The organism is Streptomyces sp. NPDC046215 (assembly GCF_040646215.1).
Classification (GTDB): Bacteria; Actinomycetota; Actinomycetes; order Streptomycetales; family Streptomycetaceae; genus Streptomyces; species Streptomyces stramineus.
The window spans coordinates 15,898-34,899 of sequence record NZ_JBEYZW010000073.1 but is presented as its reverse complement, the minus strand read 5'-3'; the positions used below and the strand labels follow the sequence as shown (position 1 = coordinate 34,899).

At 75.0% G+C, this 19,002-nt stretch carries 15 protein-coding genes; 5 read left to right on the top strand and 10 right to left on the bottom strand.

All coding sequences use genetic code 11. The annotated features are described in order from the left end of the window. A partial coding sequence (locus ABZ951_RS25920) for a glycosyltransferase family 2 protein (protein ID WP_361280804.1) occupies positions 1–909 on the top strand: 909 nt, incomplete at its 5' end. 10 nt (positions 910–919) lie between these two features. Here the strand turns inward: ABZ951_RS25920 and ABZ951_RS25915 are convergent. The 3 genes from ABZ951_RS25915 to ABZ951_RS25905 all read right to left on the bottom strand — a co-directional run bounded on the left by ABZ951_RS25915 (position 920) and on the right by ABZ951_RS25905 (position 4,584). After that, entirely contained in the window at positions 920–2,413 is a 1,494-nt protein-coding gene (locus ABZ951_RS25915; RefSeq protein WP_344097977.1) for a hypothetical protein, read from the bottom strand. A 100-nt stretch (positions 2,414–2,513) separates the two neighbouring features. Beyond that, entirely contained in the window at positions 2,514–3,320 is an 807-nt protein-coding gene (locus ABZ951_RS25910; RefSeq protein ID WP_344097975.1) for a transporter substrate-binding domain-containing protein, read from the bottom strand. A 16-nt stretch (positions 3,321–3,336) separates the two neighbouring features. Beyond that, on the bottom strand, positions 3,337–4,584 hold the full coding sequence (locus ABZ951_RS25905) for a cytochrome P450 (protein WP_344097974.1): 1,248 nt from the start codon (positions 4,582–4,584) through the stop codon (positions 3,337–3,339). A 178-nt stretch (positions 4,585–4,762) separates the two neighbouring features. On the opposite strand from ABZ951_RS25905, the gene ABZ951_RS25900 reads away from it, so the two are divergent. Next, positions 4,763–5,623, top strand: a complete 861-nt coding sequence (locus ABZ951_RS25900) for an SAM-dependent methyltransferase (protein ID WP_344097973.1) — start codon at positions 4,763–4,765, stop codon at positions 5,621–5,623. Positions 5,624–5,653: 30 nt separating this feature from the next. On the opposite strand, the gene ABZ951_RS25895 is transcribed toward ABZ951_RS25900, so the two are convergent. Then, positions 5,654–6,553 (bottom strand): DUF2797 domain-containing protein, encoded by a 900-nt coding sequence (locus ABZ951_RS25895; RefSeq protein WP_344097972.1) that lies wholly within the window; start codon positions 6,551–6,553, stop codon positions 5,654–5,656. Positions 6,554–7,474: 921 nt separating this feature from the next. Beyond that, a complete protein-coding gene (locus tag ABZ951_RS25890) occupies positions 7,475–8,731 on the bottom strand; it encodes an MFS transporter (RefSeq protein WP_361280801.1) in 1,257 nt (418 codons plus the stop codon). A 17-nt stretch (positions 8,732–8,748) separates the two neighbouring features. Between ABZ951_RS25890 and ABZ951_RS25885 the strand changes: the two genes are divergently transcribed. Further along, positions 8,749–10,017 carry an ROK family protein gene (locus ABZ951_RS25885; protein WP_344098054.1) on the top strand — a complete coding sequence of 423 codons (1,269 nt, stop codon included), beginning with the start codon at positions 8,749–8,751 and terminating at the stop codon, positions 10,015–10,017. A 126-nt stretch (positions 10,018–10,143) separates the two neighbouring features. Here ABZ951_RS25885 and ABZ951_RS25880 read toward each other — a convergent pair whose 3' ends face one another. Both ABZ951_RS25880 and ABZ951_RS25875 read right to left on the bottom strand, forming a co-directional pair. Further along, entirely contained in the window at positions 10,144–10,710 is a 567-nt protein-coding gene (locus ABZ951_RS25880) for an ATP-binding protein (RefSeq protein WP_344098053.1), read from the bottom strand. A 199-nt stretch (positions 10,711–10,909) separates the two neighbouring features. Next, positions 10,910–11,239, bottom strand: a complete 330-nt coding sequence (locus ABZ951_RS25875) for a hypothetical protein (RefSeq protein WP_344098052.1) — start codon at positions 11,237–11,239, stop codon at positions 10,910–10,912. Between the two features lie 147 nt (positions 11,240–11,386). Between ABZ951_RS25875 and ABZ951_RS25870 the strand changes: the two genes are divergently transcribed. Beyond that, on the top strand, positions 11,387–12,535 hold the full coding sequence (locus tag ABZ951_RS25870) for a PLP-dependent cysteine synthase family protein (RefSeq protein ID WP_344098056.1): 1,149 nt from the start codon (positions 11,387–11,389) through the stop codon (positions 12,533–12,535). 3 nt (positions 12,536–12,538) lie between these two features. Here ABZ951_RS25870 and ABZ951_RS25865 read toward each other — a convergent pair whose 3' ends face one another. Next, on the bottom strand, positions 12,539–13,033 hold the full coding sequence (locus ABZ951_RS25865; RefSeq protein ID WP_344098051.1) for an SRPBCC family protein: 495 nt from the start codon (positions 13,031–13,033) through the stop codon (positions 12,539–12,541). Between the two features lie 50 nt (positions 13,034–13,083). Further along, complete coding sequence (locus tag ABZ951_RS25860) at positions 13,084–13,962, bottom strand: DeoR/GlpR family DNA-binding transcription regulator (protein ID WP_344098050.1); 879 nt, start codon at positions 13,960–13,962, stop codon at positions 13,084–13,086. Positions 13,963–14,242: 280 nt separating this feature from the next. Here ABZ951_RS25860 and ABZ951_RS25855 point away from each other — a divergent pair, with 280 nt between their 5' ends. Then, a complete protein-coding gene (locus ABZ951_RS25855; RefSeq protein WP_361280806.1) occupies positions 14,243–16,513 on the top strand; it encodes a hypothetical protein in 2,271 nt (756 codons plus the stop codon). Here ABZ951_RS25855 and ABZ951_RS25850 read toward each other — a convergent pair. Continuing rightward, entirely contained in the window at positions 16,483–18,912 is a 2,430-nt protein-coding gene (locus ABZ951_RS25850) for a right-handed parallel beta-helix repeat-containing protein (protein WP_344097801.1), read from the bottom strand. The genes ABZ951_RS25855 and ABZ951_RS25850 overlap by 31 nt on opposite strands. Positions 18,913–19,002 lie beyond the last annotated feature (90 nt).

Below are 19,002 nucleotides of genomic sequence, written 5' to 3'. Positions count from 1 at the left end.
AGTGTGCTGCGGCAGATCGGGGGGTTTTATGATTCGATTACGGAGGATATGGCGACGGGGTTGGAGATTCATCGGCGGCGGAATCCGGTGACGGGGCGCCGGTGGCGGTCGGTGTATACGCCGGATGTGTTGGCGGTGGGGGAGGGCCCGTCGTCGTGGACGGACTTCTTCTCCCAGCAGCTGCGGTGGTCCCGGGGAACCTTCGAGACACTGCTGTGCCAGTTCTGGCGCGCCGTATGGGGACTCTCAGCCGGCCGGCTTCTGAATTACCTGCTCCTGGTGGCCTATTACCCGATGGCCGCGCTCACCTGGGTACTGGGCGGAGTGTCCTGCGTCCTGTTCCTGGTCGTAGGCGCGGCCGGCATCAGCGTGCCGTCGGCAGTATGGCTGATGCTCTACGGCGACGCCGCCGCGCTCCAAGTGGCCCTCTACGTGGCAAACCGCCGCCACAACGTGAGCCCCCACGAGCCCGCGGGCTCATCGGGAGTCGCCGGCATGGTGATGTCCGCGGTATCCGCACCGCTCTACGCACGCGCCCTGTGGCAGGCCCTGCTGCGCCGCCGGTCGGGTTTCGTGGTGACGCCGAAGGGAGATTCGGTGTCGCCGGACGGGGTGGGCACTTTCCGGACGCATCTGGGGTGGGCGGTGCTGTTCGGGGGATGTCTGGTGGGGTCGGTGGTGTGGGGGCACGGGTACGTGGCGATGCGGGTCTGGGCGGGCCTGGCGCTGGCGACGGCCCTGGGCCCGCTGGTGGTGTGGTGGTGGGGCGAGACACACCGGCGCCCCGGTCCCGGCGCCCCGGCCCTGGACAGCGGCCCCGGTGAGCCCGTGACAGAGGCGGCCGCTCCGGGCGCGGGCGTGGTGACCATCACTGCCCCGGCCATCGGCCGCCCCACCGCCCGGCCCTGACCAACCGGAACTAACCTGAGCCGCCACCCGCCCACGCGCCACCGTCCGGCACCACGACGCGCGGCGGCACGAAGACGTACCAGCGCTCGTCGGAGAGGGAGAACTCCAGGCGCCGCCACCCCCGGGCGTAGTGCGGCGGCGACGGTCGGCGCGCGAGGACCGCCAACGGAACCGTGCGGGCGCGCTCCAGGAGCTCCGGAACGGTCGTGGACGTGTTGTTGCCGCTGACCGCGGGGGAGGCGCAGCGAGCGGCGTACGCGATCATCGGGGCCTCCTCGCCGGTGATGGCGCACGGCGGGCGGATGCCGATCCGGTGCAGCTGCTCGACGAGCCGCAGATTCGCCGCCCGGCTCGCCGCCACGTCCTCGACGCGCCGCTCCAGCACCAGGTACTGGGAGGCGAAGTGGGCGGCGAGACACAGCGTCACGGCCGCTGTGGCCACGGCGCGCCAGGGCCCGCGCACGGCGGTCGCGGCCGCGTGGGCCCCCTCGGCGACCGGCAGCGCGAGCAGGGCGTACGACGGCAGCAGGAAGCGGGGCGCCGAGTAGTCGAGCAGGAACAGGTACGGGCAGGCCAGCGCCCCCGCGCACAGGACGGGCAGCAGGTGCGTGAGCAGCCGGCCGGACCGCCGTGCGGCACCCAGCCCGGCCACGACCAGGACCGGCAGGGCCAGCCACCACAGGGACAGTTCCGCGTGCTTCCAGGGGATGTGGCACGGGCGGCACAGCAACGGCCCGTTCAGCGCGTGCAGTTGCATCAGGAGGGCGTCCGGGTGCCAGCCCATGCCGCCCTGGACGTCGCTGGCGGTGTGCAGTCCGGCGAAGAAGCCCGCATGGCGCACCGCGGCCTCGATCGTCCACGGCGCACAGCCCACCACCAGCCCGGCGACCACCGCGGCGACCGCCCCCCGGTGGCGCCAGGCCCGCACGGCCACCGCGCCCAGCAGGAGCGCGACGGCCAGGTAGGCGGCGTCGGGCGGCCGCACCAGGGCCGTGAACGCCGTGCTCACCGCCGTCGCCCCGCAGGCCCGCACCCCCTCGCCGCGGGCGGCGCGCAGGAACCAGGCCGTCGCGGACAGGGCGCCGAACGCCACGTACAGGTTGGGCATGACGGCGGCGCCGTAGAACTGCGCCACCCACAGCCCGGCGAACAGCGCGGCGGCCGTCACCACGACCGCGGGACGCAGCAGCCGCAGCCACGGGCGGAAGGCCACCACCAGCCCGGCGCAGGCCAGGAGCGTCATCCACATCCGCACCGCCGCCGTCGAGGAGGTCAGGGCGGCCACCGGTGCGGCGAGCCAGGTGATGCCCCGCGCGCGGGGTGCGCTGAAGTAGGCCGCCGGGGCGTGCGGGCTGACCTGGCTGGCGTAGACGCTCTCGTCCCAGCCCAGCGGCAGTCGCCCGGCGCCGGAGACGAGCTGGAGTGCGGCGAACGCCAGAGCGACGGCCACGAGGAGCACCGTGTGCCGGGGGGCCGTGGCGGGCGTGGTTCCGTCGCCGCTCACAAGGGCAGCCTAGGCCGGGTGCCCGGCGACGGCGGTGCGGTGTTGACCCGAACGGTGCCTCGCCGCGCACCCTACTGTGCCGACTGCCGTGCCGGCGGGCTCATGGCGGTGTGCTGCCCGTCCACTTCTGGTGGATCCTCCGGAACGTCCCGTCGCGCAGCGCTCCCGCGAGCCACTTGTCGGCCCTGTGCGTCAGCTTGCCGGCCTTGGGCAGCATGTACGCCTTGCGGACCGTGGTGAACGGCTGGTCGGGGTGGACGGCGGCCAGTTCCTTGTGGAGCTTCGCCCGGTACCGGGCCTCCAGGGCATCGGTGATCATCACATCGGCCCGGCCCGCGACGAGCTCGTCGAAGATGGTGGTGTTGTCGGGCCAGCGGACGACCGTGGCGTCGGGGAGGTGCTCCGCCACGAACTGCTCGTTCGTGCCGCCCGGGTTGACGATGACGCGGACGGACTTCTTGTTGATCTGCGCGACGGTCCCGAAGTCCCGGACGCGGGCGGCGGTGGTCAGCGGGGTCTTGCCATCGGTGAGGTAGGGCCGGGTGAAGTCCGCCTGCCGCTGCCGCTCCGGAGTGACCGAGACACCTCCCATGACGATGTCGCACCGGCCCGGGACGGCGAGGTCGTTCATCATGGTGGGCCAGGTGGTGGGGACGAACCGGGTCTCGCGGCCCAGGTGGGCGGCCAGCTCGCGGGCCATCTCGATGTCGATACCGCTGTACCGGCCGGTCGCCCGGTCGTGGAAGGTCATCGGCTGGTAGTCGCCCGTGGTGCACACGGCGAGGGGACGCCCGGCCGCCTCGGCGGCCCCGGTGCCCGCCGTACAGGCGAGAACGAGCGCCAGCGCCCCCGCGACCCGTGCGTGTCGCCTGCTGCGGATGCGCGCGGAGTCTGCCCTGATCTGCATGGGCCCGATCGTAGGGTCAGACGCCGTCCGCGCGGCAGACCGGGAGCCGGGCCGGCCCGCGGACCAGGAGGCCGGGGCGGTACGGCAGCGTGGCCGGGTCGGCCGCCAGGCGCAGGGCGGGCAGGGCGGCGAAGAGCGTGGGCAGGGCGATCGCCGCCTCCAGGCGGGCCAGCCGGGACCCGAGGCAGAAGTGCGCGCCGTGGCCGAACGCGACATGAGGGGCGGGCCGGGCCGCGCCCGCCGCATAGCGTCCGGGCCGGAAGGCGTCGGGGGCGGGGAAGTGCTCCGGGTCGCGGTTGGCCGCCGCGAGGACCACGAGCACCGACGCGTCCGCCGGTATGACCGTTCCCCCGCCGAGGTCCACCCGCTCCGTGGTCCGCCGCCAGGTCGTCCCCTCCAGCGGGCTCGCGTGCCGCAGGGTCTCCTCCGTCACCGCGGCCCAGCGGCCGGCTCCGCCCTCCCGCGCGGCCGCCAGCTCCCCCGGGTGGGTCAGGAGCAGCAGGGCCGCGGAGGCGATCAGGTTCATGGTCGTCTCGTAGCCCGCGAACAGCAGCAGGAACGCCATGGCGAGCAGCTCGCCGTCGTCGAGCCCGCCCTCGCTCGTGTCCCGGACCAGGGCGCTGAACAGGTCGTCGCCCGGCGCGCGCCGCTTCCGGTCGATCAGCGCGGTGAAGTACGCGTGCAGACTCGTCCACGCCTCGTCGACCGCGCCGGGCTCCAGCGCGTCGGCGGGCGAGCCGACCCGGTACGTCCAGGCGCGCAGGTCCGCCCGGTCGGCCTCCGGCACACCGAGCACCTCGCCGATCACCAGGACCGGCAGCGGAAAGGCGAAGGCGTCGACGAGATCGACGGTGCCCTCCGTGGCCAGCCGCGCCACGGCCTCCGCCACGAGCTCCCCGGTCAGCTTCTCGATGCGGGGCCGCAGCTCGTCGACCCGCCGCGGAGTGAAGGCCGCGGCCGCCAGGCGGCGCAGCCGGCTGTGGTCGGGGGCGTCGGAGTTGAGCATGTGGCGGGCGAGACATCCACGGGCGCGCTGCGCCGGGGAGTCGGCCTTGGGCCGGCCCGCGCTCCGCGGCGGAACGTTCGAGAAGCGCGGGTCGGAGAGGACCTCCCGGGCCGGCCGGTACCCGGTGACGAGCCAGGCGTGCGTCCCGTTGGCCAGGGCCACCCGGGCGGCGGGGGCGCCGGCGGCCCGCAGGCGCGCGTAGTACGGAAACGGGTCGCGGGCGAAGTCGGGGTCCGCGGGGTTCAGGAGATCGGCCACCCCGCCATCCTCGCCGGTCGCCCGCGTTCCGGGAGCGGCGGCCTCCCACAGTGCTGACCGAGCGGACTCTGTGCGGTTCCTGCATACCGGACGGGTGCCCCCGTCACGTAGCCGGTGGCTTGTTCTCGCCCCTCCTGCCTACACTCGGTAGGCGTCTACGCGAGCTCAGGTGATGCTCATGGCCGCCACGGTGGACGACGGTGCCGTCCGCGGAACGAGCGACTGGATGGCGGCTGTCCGGGCCGAGGAGTACGAGCGTCCGGACCGCTGTCTCGCCGACCCGTACGCCCACCTGCTCGCCGATGACGCCGCCCGCGCGGGGGTCGCCCGCCTGCGTGCCGTGGGCGCGCCCATCGGCATCATGATCGGGCGCGGGCGCTTCGGGGACGAGGTGCTCCGACGGGCCGCCGCCGAGGGCGTGCGGCAGGCAGTGAGCCTGGGGGCGGGCGGCGACACCCGCGCCTACCGGGCCGGCCTCGGGCCGGACTTCACCTTCTACGAACTGGACCTGCCCGGCCAGCTGACCGCCAAGGAACGGACCCTGTCCGCGGCGGGAGTGCGGCCCACCTGCCGCCGGGTGGCGGTCGAAGCCGACCTGCGGGGGCCGTGGGCGGAGGCGCTCCGCGCGGCGGGATTCACCGCGGCACGCCCGACCGTGTGGATCGCGGAAGGGCTCTTCTACTACCTGCACCGCCCCGCGGCCCTCGCCCTGGCGGCGGAGATCGACGCCCTGGGAGCGCCCGGTTCGCACCTGGTCTTCGACGTCCCCGACCTGGCCTTCCGCGACGACCCCCGCTATGCGGGGTTCCTGGCCCACATGACCGGGCGCGGCTCGCCGTTCGTCGGCTTCGTCGGGGACCCCGGCGACCTCCTCCGGGGCCTCGGCCTGCGGTACGAGGCGTACGGGGCCGACGACCTGGCCGAGGGCCGCTGCCCGTGGCTGCCGCCGCTCCCGGAGCGGATCACATCGGGCCACCGGCTGCTGTGGTGCGTGCATGCCTGGCGGCCGGCGCCTGGAGGGCGGGAGCCCCTACCTTGAACCGCCATGAAGCTCCTCCCAGGCGTCCGTTCAGAACAGCGCCTCCGGCCCGTCCGGTTCCGGGCGGGACGGCCGTACCGCCGCCGTCGTGGCCGCCCCCGGGGCCGCGGCGAGCAGGGGCCAGCCGGCCAGCTGCCGGGCGTCGGCCAGGAGCAGACGGCCGTCCTCCGCGTCCAGGTACAGATCGGGGCCCGCCACCGCCGCCACCGCGCCCGAAACCGTGCAACCGGCGGACAGCTCGATCACACCGTGACCCGGCCGGAGCCGGTCCAGGTGGAAGAGCGCGTCGTGGTGCACGGGCGCGAAGGCCCGCACGGCCAGCGACTCCGGCAGGCCGGCCAGCCCGAGCGCCCGTTCGTGCAGCCCGGCCAGCTCCGCCGTGCGCAGCTCCCGGGGCGGCAGCGGATGGCGGGCGGCCCGCTTGGCCGCGTACGGGAAACGGTCCGGCACCGCGAGAGCCGTGCCGAGCACCGCCTCCGCGCGGCGGGCCGCCATCAGCGGGCCGCGCCCCAGCAGCGCGTACGACAGGGCGGCCTGTTCGAGCAGCCGGACCCCCTCGCGCTCCGCGGCCGTGATCCCGACCTTGATCAGGCCGGGGCCGAACCACGCCAGATAGACGTCGTACGGGCGCGGATCGTCGAGCGCGGTGTCTGCGGCCACCGAGTGCGAGCGGTCCAGGCGCGCGCACGGGGCGCACTGGGCGGAGACGGCCGGGGCCGGCACTTCCGCTGCCGCCGGGCACGGGGTGTGCCGACCGCTTCTGCGCACCCCGACGCACCGCCGCGCGGCGCCCGTGGTGAACGCCAGGGGCCGCCCCGGGGGCAGCGGGGAGATGCGTTCCCCGTGTGCGGGGTGCAGCCAGGCCAGCGCCGGCCCGTCGGGTTTCCACCGCACCCCGGCGCAGGTCCAGCCCTCTTGTGCCCTGCTCACCGGGCCTCACCCTCCCCTTCCGCCGCACGTGTCATCCAACGACCGGGCGCTTTTGCCACGGCCCGCGATGGACGCGTCTCCCATGACACTCACGGTGTCATGCGGCCGCCTGCGCCACAGCGTCAGGTACAGCGCCGACGCGGGCGCGTCCGGCTCGCCTTCTACGGAACGCTCGCCAGAACGCTCCGCGCCGCGAAGCGGCCCACGCCGCCGGTGACGAACTCGCCCGCGAGGAGAACCTGCCGCCGACCGCCATCTCAGCCCCAGGGGCGACGGCGGCGGAAAGCAGATCCAGCACTCCGGCTCGGGCCGGGCGACCCACCGGCGCGCCCGCCCGACGGGGCCTCGGATCGCGGCCCCGCCACGCGGGCACGCCGGCACCGAGCCCCGCGTGCGCGGGGACCACCATGGCGTGATGAGCCCGAGACAGCGGGCCCCGGGACCACCCCCGCATCCGCGGGGACCACGACTCGTCGTGGGGTGTCCGCGTTGCGCAACTGGGACCACCCCCGCACGCGCGGGGACCACCTGAAAGCGAGCAGGCCGAGGCCATGCGCACCGGGACCACCCCCGCACGCGCGGGGACCACTCGGCCGCCATCCCCACTCCCAACTGGTGGCTGGGGCCACCCCCGCAAGCGCGGGGGCCACTCCACCTCGGCTGGCGTGGTGTCGGCGCCGATGGAACCCCCCCGCACGCGCGGGGACCACCTCACCACGGCCCGGAGGCGGCGGACTTGCCGGGGCCACCCCGCACGCGCGGGACCCGCCGGGCCGGAAAGTCGACGCGGCCCCGCATCCCGGGACCACCCCCGCACCCGACGGCGTCGGCGGGCATCTCCCCGTCGGCATCCAGCGCTTCGCGCGTACGGAAGACCCCATGCCCGGATTCTGGCAGCCACCACTGACAACGCCCCCGCCGTCAGCGAACCGCCGCCCGCGCCATGTTTCGGGTGGCGTACGCGATCAGTGCCGCGATGCCCGCCAGCGCCGCGACCGTCGTCAGGGCGGAGGGCAGCGAGAACCAGTCCGCGAGGAACCCGATCGCGGGCGGCCCGATCAGCATGCCGCCGTAGCCGAACGTGGAGGCCGCGGCCACCCCGCTCGGGCCCGCCAGCTCGCCGGCCCGCCCGATCGCGACCGGGAAGATGTTGGCCAGGCCGATCCCGGTGATCGCGAAGCCCGCCAGGGCCGCCCAGACCGTCGGGGCGAGCGAGCCGAGCAGCATGCCCACTCCCGCCGTCGCCCCGCCCAGGACGAGCGTCTTGGTCTGGCCGAGACGTTCGAGGAGCGCGGTACCGGAAAGACGCCCGATGGTCATGGTGAGCGCGAAGACGGAGTAGCCGGCGGCCGCCACGCCCGCCCGGGCGCCGAGGTCCTGCTGGAGGTGGAGGGCACCCCAGTCCGCGAGGGCGCCCTCACCGTAGGCGTCGCACAAGGCGATCAGCCCGAAGACGACGACCAGCTTCCGGGCGCGCCCGGACCGCCCGCCCGGCCCGGCGGCCGACGTGGCGCCCGGCCCGGCGGCCGGCGCGGCAGCCGCCGCAGGCCGTTCCGCCCGCGGCGCCGGGTGCGCGAGGAGCGCCCGGCCCGCGACCGCGCTGACGGCGAGCCCGGCGACGGACAGGAGCAGCAGATGACGGGTGACGGACAGCTGTCCGGCGACCAGCCCGCCGAGCCCCGCGCCGACCATCCCGCCCAGGCTGAACGCGGCGTGGAAGCTCGGCATCACCGGCCTGCGCAGCGCCGCGACGAGGTCGACGGCCGCGCTGTTCATGGCCACGTTGATGCCCCCGTAGGCGGCGCCGAACACCAGCAGCACCAGACCCAGCTGCAAGGGCGAGTGCGTCAGCGGCGGCAGGGCGATCCCCAGGGACATCAGCACCCCGGCGACGACCGTCACCGGGTGGCTGCCGAACCGGTGGCACAGCCGGCCCGTCACCATCATGGTGGCGACCGCGCCGGCCGACACGCCGAGCAGGGCCAGCCCGAGGGAGCCCGCGGAGGCACCGGTCTGCTCCTTGATCGCGGGGATGCGGACCACCCAGCCGGCGAACAGCAGGCCGTCGAGGGCGAAGAAGAACGTCAGGGCGGTACGGAGGCGGCGGAGGGCGGGTTCGGCCGGATGGGCGGCCTTTCGGCCCTCAAGGGCCGTCCGTATTTTGTTTAGCGTCGGCACAAAGTCAGAATAGGGGGGTGACCCAGACTCGGACAACACGTTTGGAGCGGGGCCGCGGTGCCCTCGGCCCGGCCCTGGAGCTCGTACACACCGGGCGCGCCCCCACGCGCGCGGTGCTCACCGCCGAACTCGGGGTGACGCGCGCGACCGCCGGAGCCGTCGCCGCCGAGCTGGAGGCGCTCGGGCTCATCCAGGTCGACGCGCGCCCCGGAGCGGCCGCGGGCTCCCAGGGCCGGCCCTCGCACCGGCTCGCCGTCGACCCGGACGGGCCCGTCGTCCTCGCCGCGCAGATCCACGCCGACGGCTTCCGCGCCGCCCTCGTGGGGCTGGGCGGCCGGATGGTCGCCACCGCCCCCGGCTGCATGACCGTGCCCGCGGACCCGGCGCGGATCATCGACGCGGTCGTCGAGGCCGGTGCCGGGCTGCTGCGCGAGACCGGCCGCCGCTGCCTGGGCGCCGGGCTCGCCGTCCCCTCGGCCGTCGCCGAACCGGAGGGCACGGCCCTCAACCCGCTGCACCTGTCGTGGACCGCGGGCGCCCCCGTCCGCGCGCTCTTCACCGAGGCCCTGGCCAAGGCGGGCGTCGCCGGGCCCGGTGGCGCCCCCGCCACCGGGGTCACCGGCAACGACGTCAACCTCGCCGCCCTGGCCGAGCACCGTCACGGAGCCGGCCGCGGCGCCCGGCACCTGCTCTGCGTCGCCACCGGCCACCGGGGCGTCGGCGGCGCCCTCGTCCTCGACGGCAGGCTGCACAGCGGAAGTTCGGGCCTGGCCCTGGAGGTCGGCCACCTCACCGTCAACCCCGCGGGCCTGCCGTGCCACTGCGGCAGCCGCGGCTGCCTGGACGTCGAAGCCGACCCGCTCGCGTTCCTCACCGCGGCCGGCCGGGACCCCGGCCCCGAGGTCTCCCTGCTCCAGCAGTCCCGCGACCTGCTCCGCTCCGAGTACGCGCGCCCCTCCGACTCCTCCGCCCCCGCGGAGCCCTCCGGCCCCTCCGACCCCTCCGTTCGAGCCGCCGCCGAGCTGCTCATCGACCGCCTCGGGCTCGGGCTCGCGGGACTGGTCAACATCCTCAACCCGGACCGCGTCATCCTCGGCGGTCTCCACCGCGAGCTGCTGGAAGCCGACCCGGAGCGGCTGCGGGCCGTCGTCGCCGACCGCAGCCTGTGGGGCCGCAGCGGCAGCGTGCCGATCCTTTCCTGCACCCTCGATCACAACAGCCTGATCGGCGCCGCGGAAGCAGCCTGGCAGCCCGTCCTGGACGACCCGCTGGCGGCGCTCGGCTGACCTCCGAGCCGCCCGCGTCGCGGGCGACGGCCGCCGGCGGCACCCACGGCCGCGGGGCTCCGGAAGCACCCTGCGGGCGGCGCGCCGTGGCGCGCCGCTCCCGCCGGGGTGGGTCCCCCCGTCCGGTCAGCCGGGAACGGCGGAGCGGACGGGGGCGCGGTCGTGCAGGGCCGCCGCCCGGACGGGCACCGGGGGCTCGACGAGGACGGGCTCCTGCAAGGTGGACAGTTCGAGGGCGGGCCGGCCGAACGTGACCGTGGGCAGGCCGGCCCGGCCCCGCTGGGCGGCGGCCTTGGTCCCGGGGACGTCGAGCGCGAACCAGACGACCTTGCCGCCGTCGTGCCGCTCCTGCACCCCCCAGCTCGAACTGAACGCGGCGACGAGGGCGAGCCCGCGGCCGTGGGTGCTGCCGGCGTCGTTGTCCGCGAGGCGGGGGAGCCGGGGGTCGTGGTCGCGTACCGAGACGGTGAGCTGGTCCAGTACGAGGTCGATCTCGACCGTGCAGCGCTTGTCGGGTTCCGCGTGGCGGTGCACGTTGGTCAGCAGTTCGGTGACGCCGAGTGCCGCGGAGTCGATGAGCTGGTCGAGATGCCAGTAGCGCAGTTGCGCAGATACGATTCTTCGGACCTGGCCGATCCGCGGGGGGAGAGCCTGGAGCTCTACGGTGCAGTGTTTGTTCGGTCGACTGATCACGGCTGCGACTCCCTGAAGAAGTAGGGCTAGCCTGATGCAGATAGGCGTTCTGACACGCGCTGGGCCCGGTCCGGCGGCGGTGTTGACGGCGCGCCGGCCGGCCCGAGCCGATCCGGAGCGTCACCGCCGGTGACCCCTCAGTGATGCTGCTACGAGTCAAGGGTCGGCTCCGGCGGCCGTCCGCGCAACTCCAGCACCTTCAGCCCCCGGCGTCCCCGCCTCGCGCGGAGCGGACCGCTTCCAGGAACCGCCGGACCGCGGACGCCCCGGACTCCACGGGGGCATCGCCGGCCCCGCCCAGGGTCAGCACGTACCGCGTGCCGTTCACGGTCGCCCGCGCCCGGTCCCCCGCCGCGAACCACGGCCGGCCCGCGTCGACCGAGTCCACCGGCGCGCTGTCGATCTCCCGCCCGTAGCTCGTCAGCAGCTCGAGCCTGCCGTCCTTGATCTTCACCTGCCCCGCCCGGGTCAGAGAGCGGAGGAACCGCTCGATCCGCACCCCGGTCGCGTTGAACTCCGGCTCCGCCACGGCAACCGCCTCCCCGGCTGATTCCTGTGCCTGGTGCGCAGTCTGCCTGTGGCGCGGCTCACGCACCAGTGCCCACTTATGATCGAAAGGTCCGAGTGTTCCGCGGGGGCCTGGCCGACCATCGTGAGGAGCGCCGTGAACAGCACCATGGACACGGGAGCGACCGGCGCGGCGGGAGAGGATCCCCGCGGCTCCGCCGCCCCCACGCTCGACATCGACCGCAGCGACCCGGCCCACCGGGCCTGGCTCAACGAAGCGGTCCGCAAGGTCCAGGCCGACGCGAACCGCTCGGCCGACACCCACCTGCTGCGCTTCCCGCTGCCCGGGGAGTGGGGCGTCGACCTCTACCTCAAGGACGAATCCACCCACCCCACCGGCAGCCTCAAGCACCGCCTCGCCCGCTCGCTCTTCCTCTACGGGCTGTGCAACGGATGGATCCGCCCCGACGCCCCCGTCGTCGAGGCGTCCAGCGGTTCCACCGCCATCTCCGAGGCATACTTCGCCGGCCTCGTCGGCGTGCCCTTCATCGCCGTCATGCCGCGCACCACCAGCCGCGAGAAGACCCGCCTGATCGAGCTCCACGGCGGGCAGTGCCACTTCGTGGACGACCCGCGGACGATGTACGAGCAAGCGGCCGCCCTCGCCGAGCGGACCGGCGGCCACTACATGGACCAGTTCACCTACGCGGAACGGGCCACCGACTGGCGCGGCAACAACAACATCGCCGAGTCGATCTACAGCCAGCTCCGCTGCGAACGCCACCCCGTGCCCACCTGGATCGTCGCGACGGCGGGCACCGGCGGCACCTCCGCGACCATCGCCCGCTACGTGCGCTACATGCGGCACGACACCCGCGTCTGCGTCGCCGACCCCGAGAACTCCTGCTTCTTCGACGGCTGGCGCACCCACGACCCCCACGCGGTCAGCGACCGCGGCTCCCGCATCGAGGGCATCGGGCGGCCCCGCATGGAGCCCAGCTTCGTCCCGGGCGCCATCGACCGGATGATGAAGGTCCCCGACGCCGCGAGCGTCGCCGCCGTGCGCGTCCTGGACGAGGTGGTGGGCTGCAAGGCGGGCGGCTCCACCGGCACCGGGCTGTGGGGCGCCCTCAAGATCGTCGCCGAGATGGCCGGGGCGGGGCACAAGGGAAGCGTCGTCACCCTCATGTGCGACCCGGGCGTCCGCTACCTCGACAAGTACTACTCCGACGCGTGGCTCGCCGAACAGGGCCTGGACATCGGCCCCTACCTGCGGACCGTCCACACCTTCCTGGCCACCGGCCACTGGACCGGCTGACGGTCAGCCCGCCCCGCCCCGTATGGCCGCCAGCCGCCGGTCCAGGGAACGCACCGCCGCGCGGAACGCGTGCCCCATGCCGGGCCTGCCGAGCCCCACCGCCAGCCGCACGGGCCCCGGCAGGTCCGCCGCGAACGTCCACCTGACGACCGTGCCCCGGCCGGCCGGGTACAGCCGCCAGTCCTCCAGCAGCGCCCGCAGCCCGGGGACGTTCGTCACGTCCCCCCGGTAGGCGTACCGCCGCGGGGCCTCCGCCGCCACCACCGTCTCCAGGAAACGGGCGCCGCCCACCAAACGGACCTCCCGGCCCCCGCGGCCCTCGGTCTCCAGCGGCCGCGCCAGCGTCACCGCGCCGAACCAGCGCGTCCAGCCGGCCACGTCGTCGGCCAGCGCGCGGTAGACCTGCTCGGGCGCGGCGGCCGCGAGCGTGGTGAAGTCCAGCCGCAGCGGGGCGGAGTCGAGGAAGTCGAGCCCCACAGGGCGGAGTCGGTGTGCCATGGCGAAGTCGCACCCCATCGGATCAGGCTGAAGGCCGGGCGCGGCACACCCTAGTGGGCGTCGGCGGCGCCTGTCCGGCCGTCCCGGATCTCCGAGACGGCGCTCAGATCCCCCGCCACCACCAGCTCCGGCAGCCGCTCGGCTATCTGCGCACGCGCCGACACCGGCAACCCCGCGTCCGTGACCAGCGTGTCCACCTCGTCCAGAGAGGCGAAGGAACTCAGGCCCACCGTCCCCCACTTGGTGTGGTCCGCGAGGACCACCACGCGCCGCGCGGACCGCACGAAATGACGATTGGTCTCCGCCTCCGCGAGGTTCGGCGTGGACAGCCCCGCCTCCATGGATATGCCGTGCACCCCGATGAAGAGCACATCGAAGTGCAGCGAGCGGATCGCGGCGTCCGCGACCGGCCCGACCAGCGTGTCCGACGGAGTGCGGACCCCGCCCGTCAGCACCACCGTCGCCGCCCCCGGCCGGGCCACCGGCCCCGCCGCCGAGGTGTTCCACTGGGCGCAGTGAAAAGCGTCGGCGGCCCGCACCGAGTTCGTCACCACCGTCAGATCCGGGATGTCCACCAGGCGTTGGGCGAGGGCGAACACCGTCGTCCCGCCGGCCAGGGCGATCGCGCCGCCCTGCGCGGCCATCCGCGCGGCCGCCCGCGCGATCTCCTCCTTGGCCGTCGGCTCCAGGGCCGACTTCGCCTCGAAGCCCGGCTCGTGCGCCATCGCCTCCGCGACCGGCACGGCACCCCCGTGCACCTTCTCCACCACACCCAGCCGGGCCAGCACGTCCAGATCACGACGGACCGTCATGTCCGACACATTGAGCTTGCGCGTCAGCTCGTTGACACGGACGCCGCCGTGCCGTCTGACCTCGTCGAGGATCAGGGCCCGCCGCTGCTCCGCCAGGAGATTCTGGTTATCGCTCACCCGGGCCCGTCCCTTCCGATCAGCCACCGCCGCTCGTGCCCGCTCATCCTCCCACGCACCTGTGACATCGGCCGTGTTGCTTTCGGCGCATCACATTTGAGCCTCACCCGCGCCCGCCGGGCCGATGTCAGTGCCCTGAGGCACGATTCTGGAAGCGGCAGCCACACCGGAAGCGGGGGACGCGGTGACCACGACGGACCAGCCCGATACGCCGACGCCACGGCCCGCGAAGGCCCCGGGGCCCCCGGCGGCCGCAGCGCCGCGCGCGCCCGAACTCGCCCTGGAGCTCCTCGTCCACGGCGTCGGCGGCGCCACCGCCTCCGGCATGCTCGCAGACCCGCGCACCGAGCGCGTCACCGGCGACAACACCGCCGGCATCCACCGCTGCGCCGCCGACCGCGACGCCGAGTCGCGCCCGGAGGACTACCGGGACGAGCCCGTCCGCGAGGCGTACGTCTGGTCCCACCTCACCTCGGGCAACGGCTCGCGCGCCCTGTGGCTGGTCCTGCTGCCCTTCATGGTCGTCAACCTCGCCCACTGGATGCGGCCCACGGCGGAGAGCCACGGGCGGACCGCGCGGGCCTACGGCCTGCTGGTCCGGCTCGTCGCCCTCAGCCTCACCGTCCTCCTCACGGCCGCCGTCTGCGAAGTCACCCTCGACCTGACGGCCTGGCAGTGCGCGGGCACCCCCGCGTGCGCCTCGGGCAAGGACTGGCTCGGCTTCATGTCGCCCGCCCGGGGCGGCTGGTGGAGCCAGCCGGGCCGCCGGCTCGCCCTGGCCGCCGTCGTGCCCGCCGCGCTGACGGGCCTGCTCTGGCTCCTCTCGCACCGCACCTGGAGCGCCTACGAGTCGCAGCAGCCCGCGGACACCACCGCCGACGCCTGCGGCCCCGAGCCCGGCGCCCACCGCCCCGCCCTGTGCCTGCCGGGCTTCTGGTACGGCCGCCGCATCGTGGCCCGGCTCCGCGCCGCCCACACCGCGGCGGCCCTCCTGACGATCGCCGCCGCCCTCGCCCAGGCCGCCACCCGCTACGACCGCGCCCAGGGCGGCAGCGGCGCGCTCGACGCCACCGGCTGGGCACTGGCCGCCGCGCTGGGCGCGGCCGCCCTCCTCGTGCTGGCCGCCGTCTGCCGCCGCGGGCGCAGCGAGCGCACCGCCGACGGCGCCACCGACCGCGCGACCGTGCGCGGTCTCCCGGCGGCCGCCCTCCTCCTGCTGGTGCTCGCCGCCGTGCACGCCGCCTGGAGCCGCCCCGGCTGGGTCTCCCACGGCATGCTGCCCGGCGACCGCGCCTTCGGCCTGCTCGTCCTCGCCCAGGGCGCCCTCGTCGTCCTCCTGGCCCTCGCCGCCCGCCGGCTCCACCGCGCGGCCCCCGTCGCCCGCACCCCGCTCGGCGGGCTCGCCGGGCCCGCCGTCGCCATGCTCGCCTGCGCCCTCGGCGGCGTCATGTCCGGCGGCGTGGCCCAGCGGATCGCCGACTGGCTCGACGGGCGCGCCACCCCGGGCATGGGCGACGGCCCGATCGACGGCCCGCCCGTCCTGCTCTCCTGGCAGGCCGCCGTCATCCCCCCGCTCCTCGTGGCCCTGCTCCTGCTCGCCCTCCACCTTTTTGTACGCGCCCTGCGCGTGCGCCGGAGCATCCTGCGCACGGTCCCCGACGGCTATCCCGGCGAGCGGCCCGACGCCACCCGCACCGGCGTCATCGCCGGTGTCATCGCCCGCGCCGGGCTCACCGACTCCGCCCCCTGGATCGTCGGCGCCGCGGCGGCCCTGTCGCTCACCCTCGGCGCCTGCGCGGTCGCCGGTTCCTGGACCACCCGGGACGTCCCCGGGGAAGCGGCCGAAGGCACGCCCGGCATCGTCGAGAACACCGCGCAGACCGCGCAGGCCCTCGGCTCGTGGCTCGTCGGAGCGGCCTTCGTCCTCCTGCTCACCTGGGGCCGGCGCGCCTACCGCGACCCCGCGGCCCGGCGCACCATCGGCATCCTCTGGGACGTCGGCACCTTCTGGCCGCGTGCCGCCCACCCCTTCGCACCACCGTGCTACGCGGAGCGCGCCGTCCCCGACCTCACCTGGCGCATGCAGACCTGGACCGAGCACACCGGAGGACGGCTCGTCATCTCCGGCCACTCCCAGGGCAGCGTCCTCGCGGCCGCCGCCGTCTGGCAGCTCACCCCCGAGGCCCGCGGCCGGGTCGCCCTGCTCACCCACGGCTCGCCCCTGGAGCGCCTCTACGGGCGCTGGTTCCCCGCCTACTTCGGCCCCGAACAGCTCACCGACCTGCACGGCGGCATCCGCTGCTGGCGCAACCTCTGGCGGCTCACCGACCCCATCGGCGGCCCCGTCCGCCTCCCCGCCGGCACGGGCCCCGAAGTCGACTGCGGCCCCCTCAGAGACCCCCTGTCCTACGGGCGGACCGCCGAACACCCGCTGCCCGCACCCGTCCTCGGTCACTCCCACTACCAGGAGGACCCCGCGTTCGCCCGGGAACGCGCCGCGCTCCTGGCCCGCCTGCCCGCTCAGGACAGCGCCGGCAGATCCTCCGGGTAGAGCAGCGTGAGATCGTCGGTGCTCGGGTCGGGCAGCTGCGCCACCCGCCCCGCGTGCCGCTCGACCATCGCCTCGAAGGTCTGGCGGGCGGTGCGGCCGTTGCCGAACGCGGGCCCCTTGGGGATCGCCGTGAAGTACGCCAGCAGCGCCTCGGAAGCCCCCGCCCCGAGCCGGTACTCGTGCTCCTCCGCCTGCTGCTCCACGATGCGCAGCAGCTCCTCGGGCGCGTAGTCGCCGAAGGTGATCGTGCGGGAGAACCGGGACGCCACCCCGGGGTTGACGGTCAGGAAGCGCCGCATCTCCGCGGTGTACCCGGCGACGATCACCACGACCGCCTCCCGGTGATCCTCCATCAGCTTCACCAGCGTGTCGATCGCCTCCCGGCCGAAGTCCCGCCCGGAGTCCTCGGGGGAGAGGGCGTACGCCTCGTCGATGAACAGCACCCCGCCCCGTGCCCGGTCGAACGCCTCCTGGGTGCGGATGGCCGTGGACCCGATGTGCTCGCCCACCAGATCCACCCGCGACACCTCCACCAGGTGCCCGCGCTCCAGCACCCCGAGCGAGGCGAGGATCTCCCCGTACAGGCGGGCCACCGTCGTCTTGCCCGTGCCGGGGGAGCCGGTGAACACCAAGTGCCGCCGCACGGAAGCGGCCTTGAGGCCCGCCTCCTGCCTGCGCCGTCCCACCTCGATCATGTCGGTCAGGGCGCGCACCTCACGCTTGACGCTCTCCAGGCCCACCAGCGCGTCGAGTTCCCCGAGCACCGTCGCCGCGGGCCGCTCCTCCTCGGCCGGCGCGGCCGGAGCGGCCTCGTCCGGGACGCGCTGCACCGGCACCCGGACCGGCGGCCCGGCCACCCGCGGGACGGCCCGCGTCACCACCGGCGCGCAGGCGGCCCGCCCCACGGACACCGGGGCCCCCACCGGGGAGGCCGCGCTCTCGTCGCTCGTACAGCCCTCGCTGACCGTGCCGTCCTCGGCGAACTCGTAACCGCCGCGCGCGCACCGCTCCGTACGGCACCGGGTCAGCGTCGTACGGCAGCCGTCGATGACGTGGAAGCCGTAGCCGCTGCTGCCCGTCACCCGGCAGTCGTGGAAGGTCCCCCGGCCGCCCGCGGACACGTAGAACCCCGCCTCCACCGGCGAACTCACCGTGCACCGCTCGACGGTGGGGTCGGCCCCCTTGGTGACGATGACGCCCGTCGCGGTCGCGTCGATGGTGCAGTCCGCCAGCACGCCGCCGCTGCCGTGGTCGCGGAACCAGGCGCCCGTCGCCGCGTCCCTGATGCGGCAGCCCTCCAGCTGCGCGGTCGCTCCGTCGCTCACCGACACGGCGGTGTTGCGGACCTGGCCGAGGTCGCTGTCCACGACGGCCACGCTCGACCCCCGGTCCAGCACGAACAGCGCGTCCGGCACCTCACGGACCCGGCAGGAGTCGAGGACCGCCGTCGCCCCGTCGCTCACCCACACCGCCGGGTAGTCGCCGGTACTGTCGTGGATCTCGCACCCGTCGGCCTCCACCCGGGTGCCCGGGTCCCACACCGACAGGCCGTTGCGCCCGAACCGGTGCACCGCCGTGCGGGCCATCGAGAGCACCGAACGCGCGCGCAGGTCGACCCCGTTCTCCGGGACGTCGTGGATGTCGCAGTCCACCAGGGCCAGCACGGCGTCGGTGTCCAGGGTCACGCCGTCGCCGGACGTGCGGTGCACCTGGCAGTCGGTGAGGTGCCCGGACGCGCGCGACGCCACCTGCACCCCGGCGCCCCGCACCTCGTACACCTCGCAGCCGATCGCCTCCAGGGACGTGCCCTCACCCGTCAGCGACAGCCCCGCACCCGAAGCGTGGTGCACCCGGCAGCGCTCCAGCCGCGGATGGGCGCCGCCGCGCACCGAGACGCCCGACTGGCCCGCCGCCACCACCTCGCAGTCCTCGAACACGCCGCTCGCGCCCTCCAGCACGCCGATGCCGACCCCGCCGGGGTTGTCGACCAGGCAGCGCCGGACCGTCGGCCGCGCACCCCCGCGCACCTCGATGCCCACCGCGGAGCGGGTGGTGATCCGCAGGTCCGCCAGCTCCGGCGCCCCGCCCTCGACCAGCAGCGCGGGGGCGGCCGCGTCCTGACCCTCGATGTGCAGGTCCAGCAGCGCCGCGGACGCCCGCACCGTCAGCGCGACGCCGTCCGCCGGGGCGATCCGCACCACGCCGCGGGAGCCCTCGGCGCCGCGCAGGGTGACGGCCCGGGTCACCACCAGGTTCTCCTGGTAGGTGCCGGGCGCCACGGACAGGACGTCGCCGTCCGCCGCCGCCTCCAGGGCCGAGACGAGGGAGTCGTATTCGCCGGTGCGCCGTCGCCAACGCGAGGAACCGGTGTGCGTCACCTGGACCGAGCCCTGTGCCATGGTGCTGCTGCGCCCCCACCTTGTGCGTGTGTACAGCCGGGACGGGTGTGCCCGGCCGGACCACCGTAGCGCGCGCGGGCCACGGGAGTT

What these genes read in the sequence shown, in the direction of transcription:
- ABZ951_RS25850 (WP_344097801.1), bottom strand. Translation starts at nt 18,912, where the DNA reads ATGGCACAGGGCTCGGTCCAGGTGACGCACACCGGTTCCTCGCGTTGG.
- ABZ951_RS25900 (WP_344097973.1), top strand. Translation starts at nt 4,763, where the DNA reads ATGGCCGCCACGGTGGACGACGGTGCCGTCCGCGGAACGAGCGACTGG.
- ABZ951_RS25870 (WP_344098056.1), top strand. Translation starts at nt 11,387, where the DNA reads ATGGACACGGGAGCGACCGGCGCGGCGGGAGAGGATCCCCGCGGCTCC.
- ABZ951_RS25865 (WP_344098051.1), bottom strand. Translation starts at nt 13,033, where the DNA reads ATGGCACACCGACTCCGCCCTGTGGGGCTCGACTTCCTCGACTCCGCC.
- ABZ951_RS25910 (WP_344097975.1), bottom strand. Translation starts at nt 3,320, where the DNA reads ATGCAGATCAGGGCAGACTCCGCGCGCATCCGCAGCAGGCGACACGCA.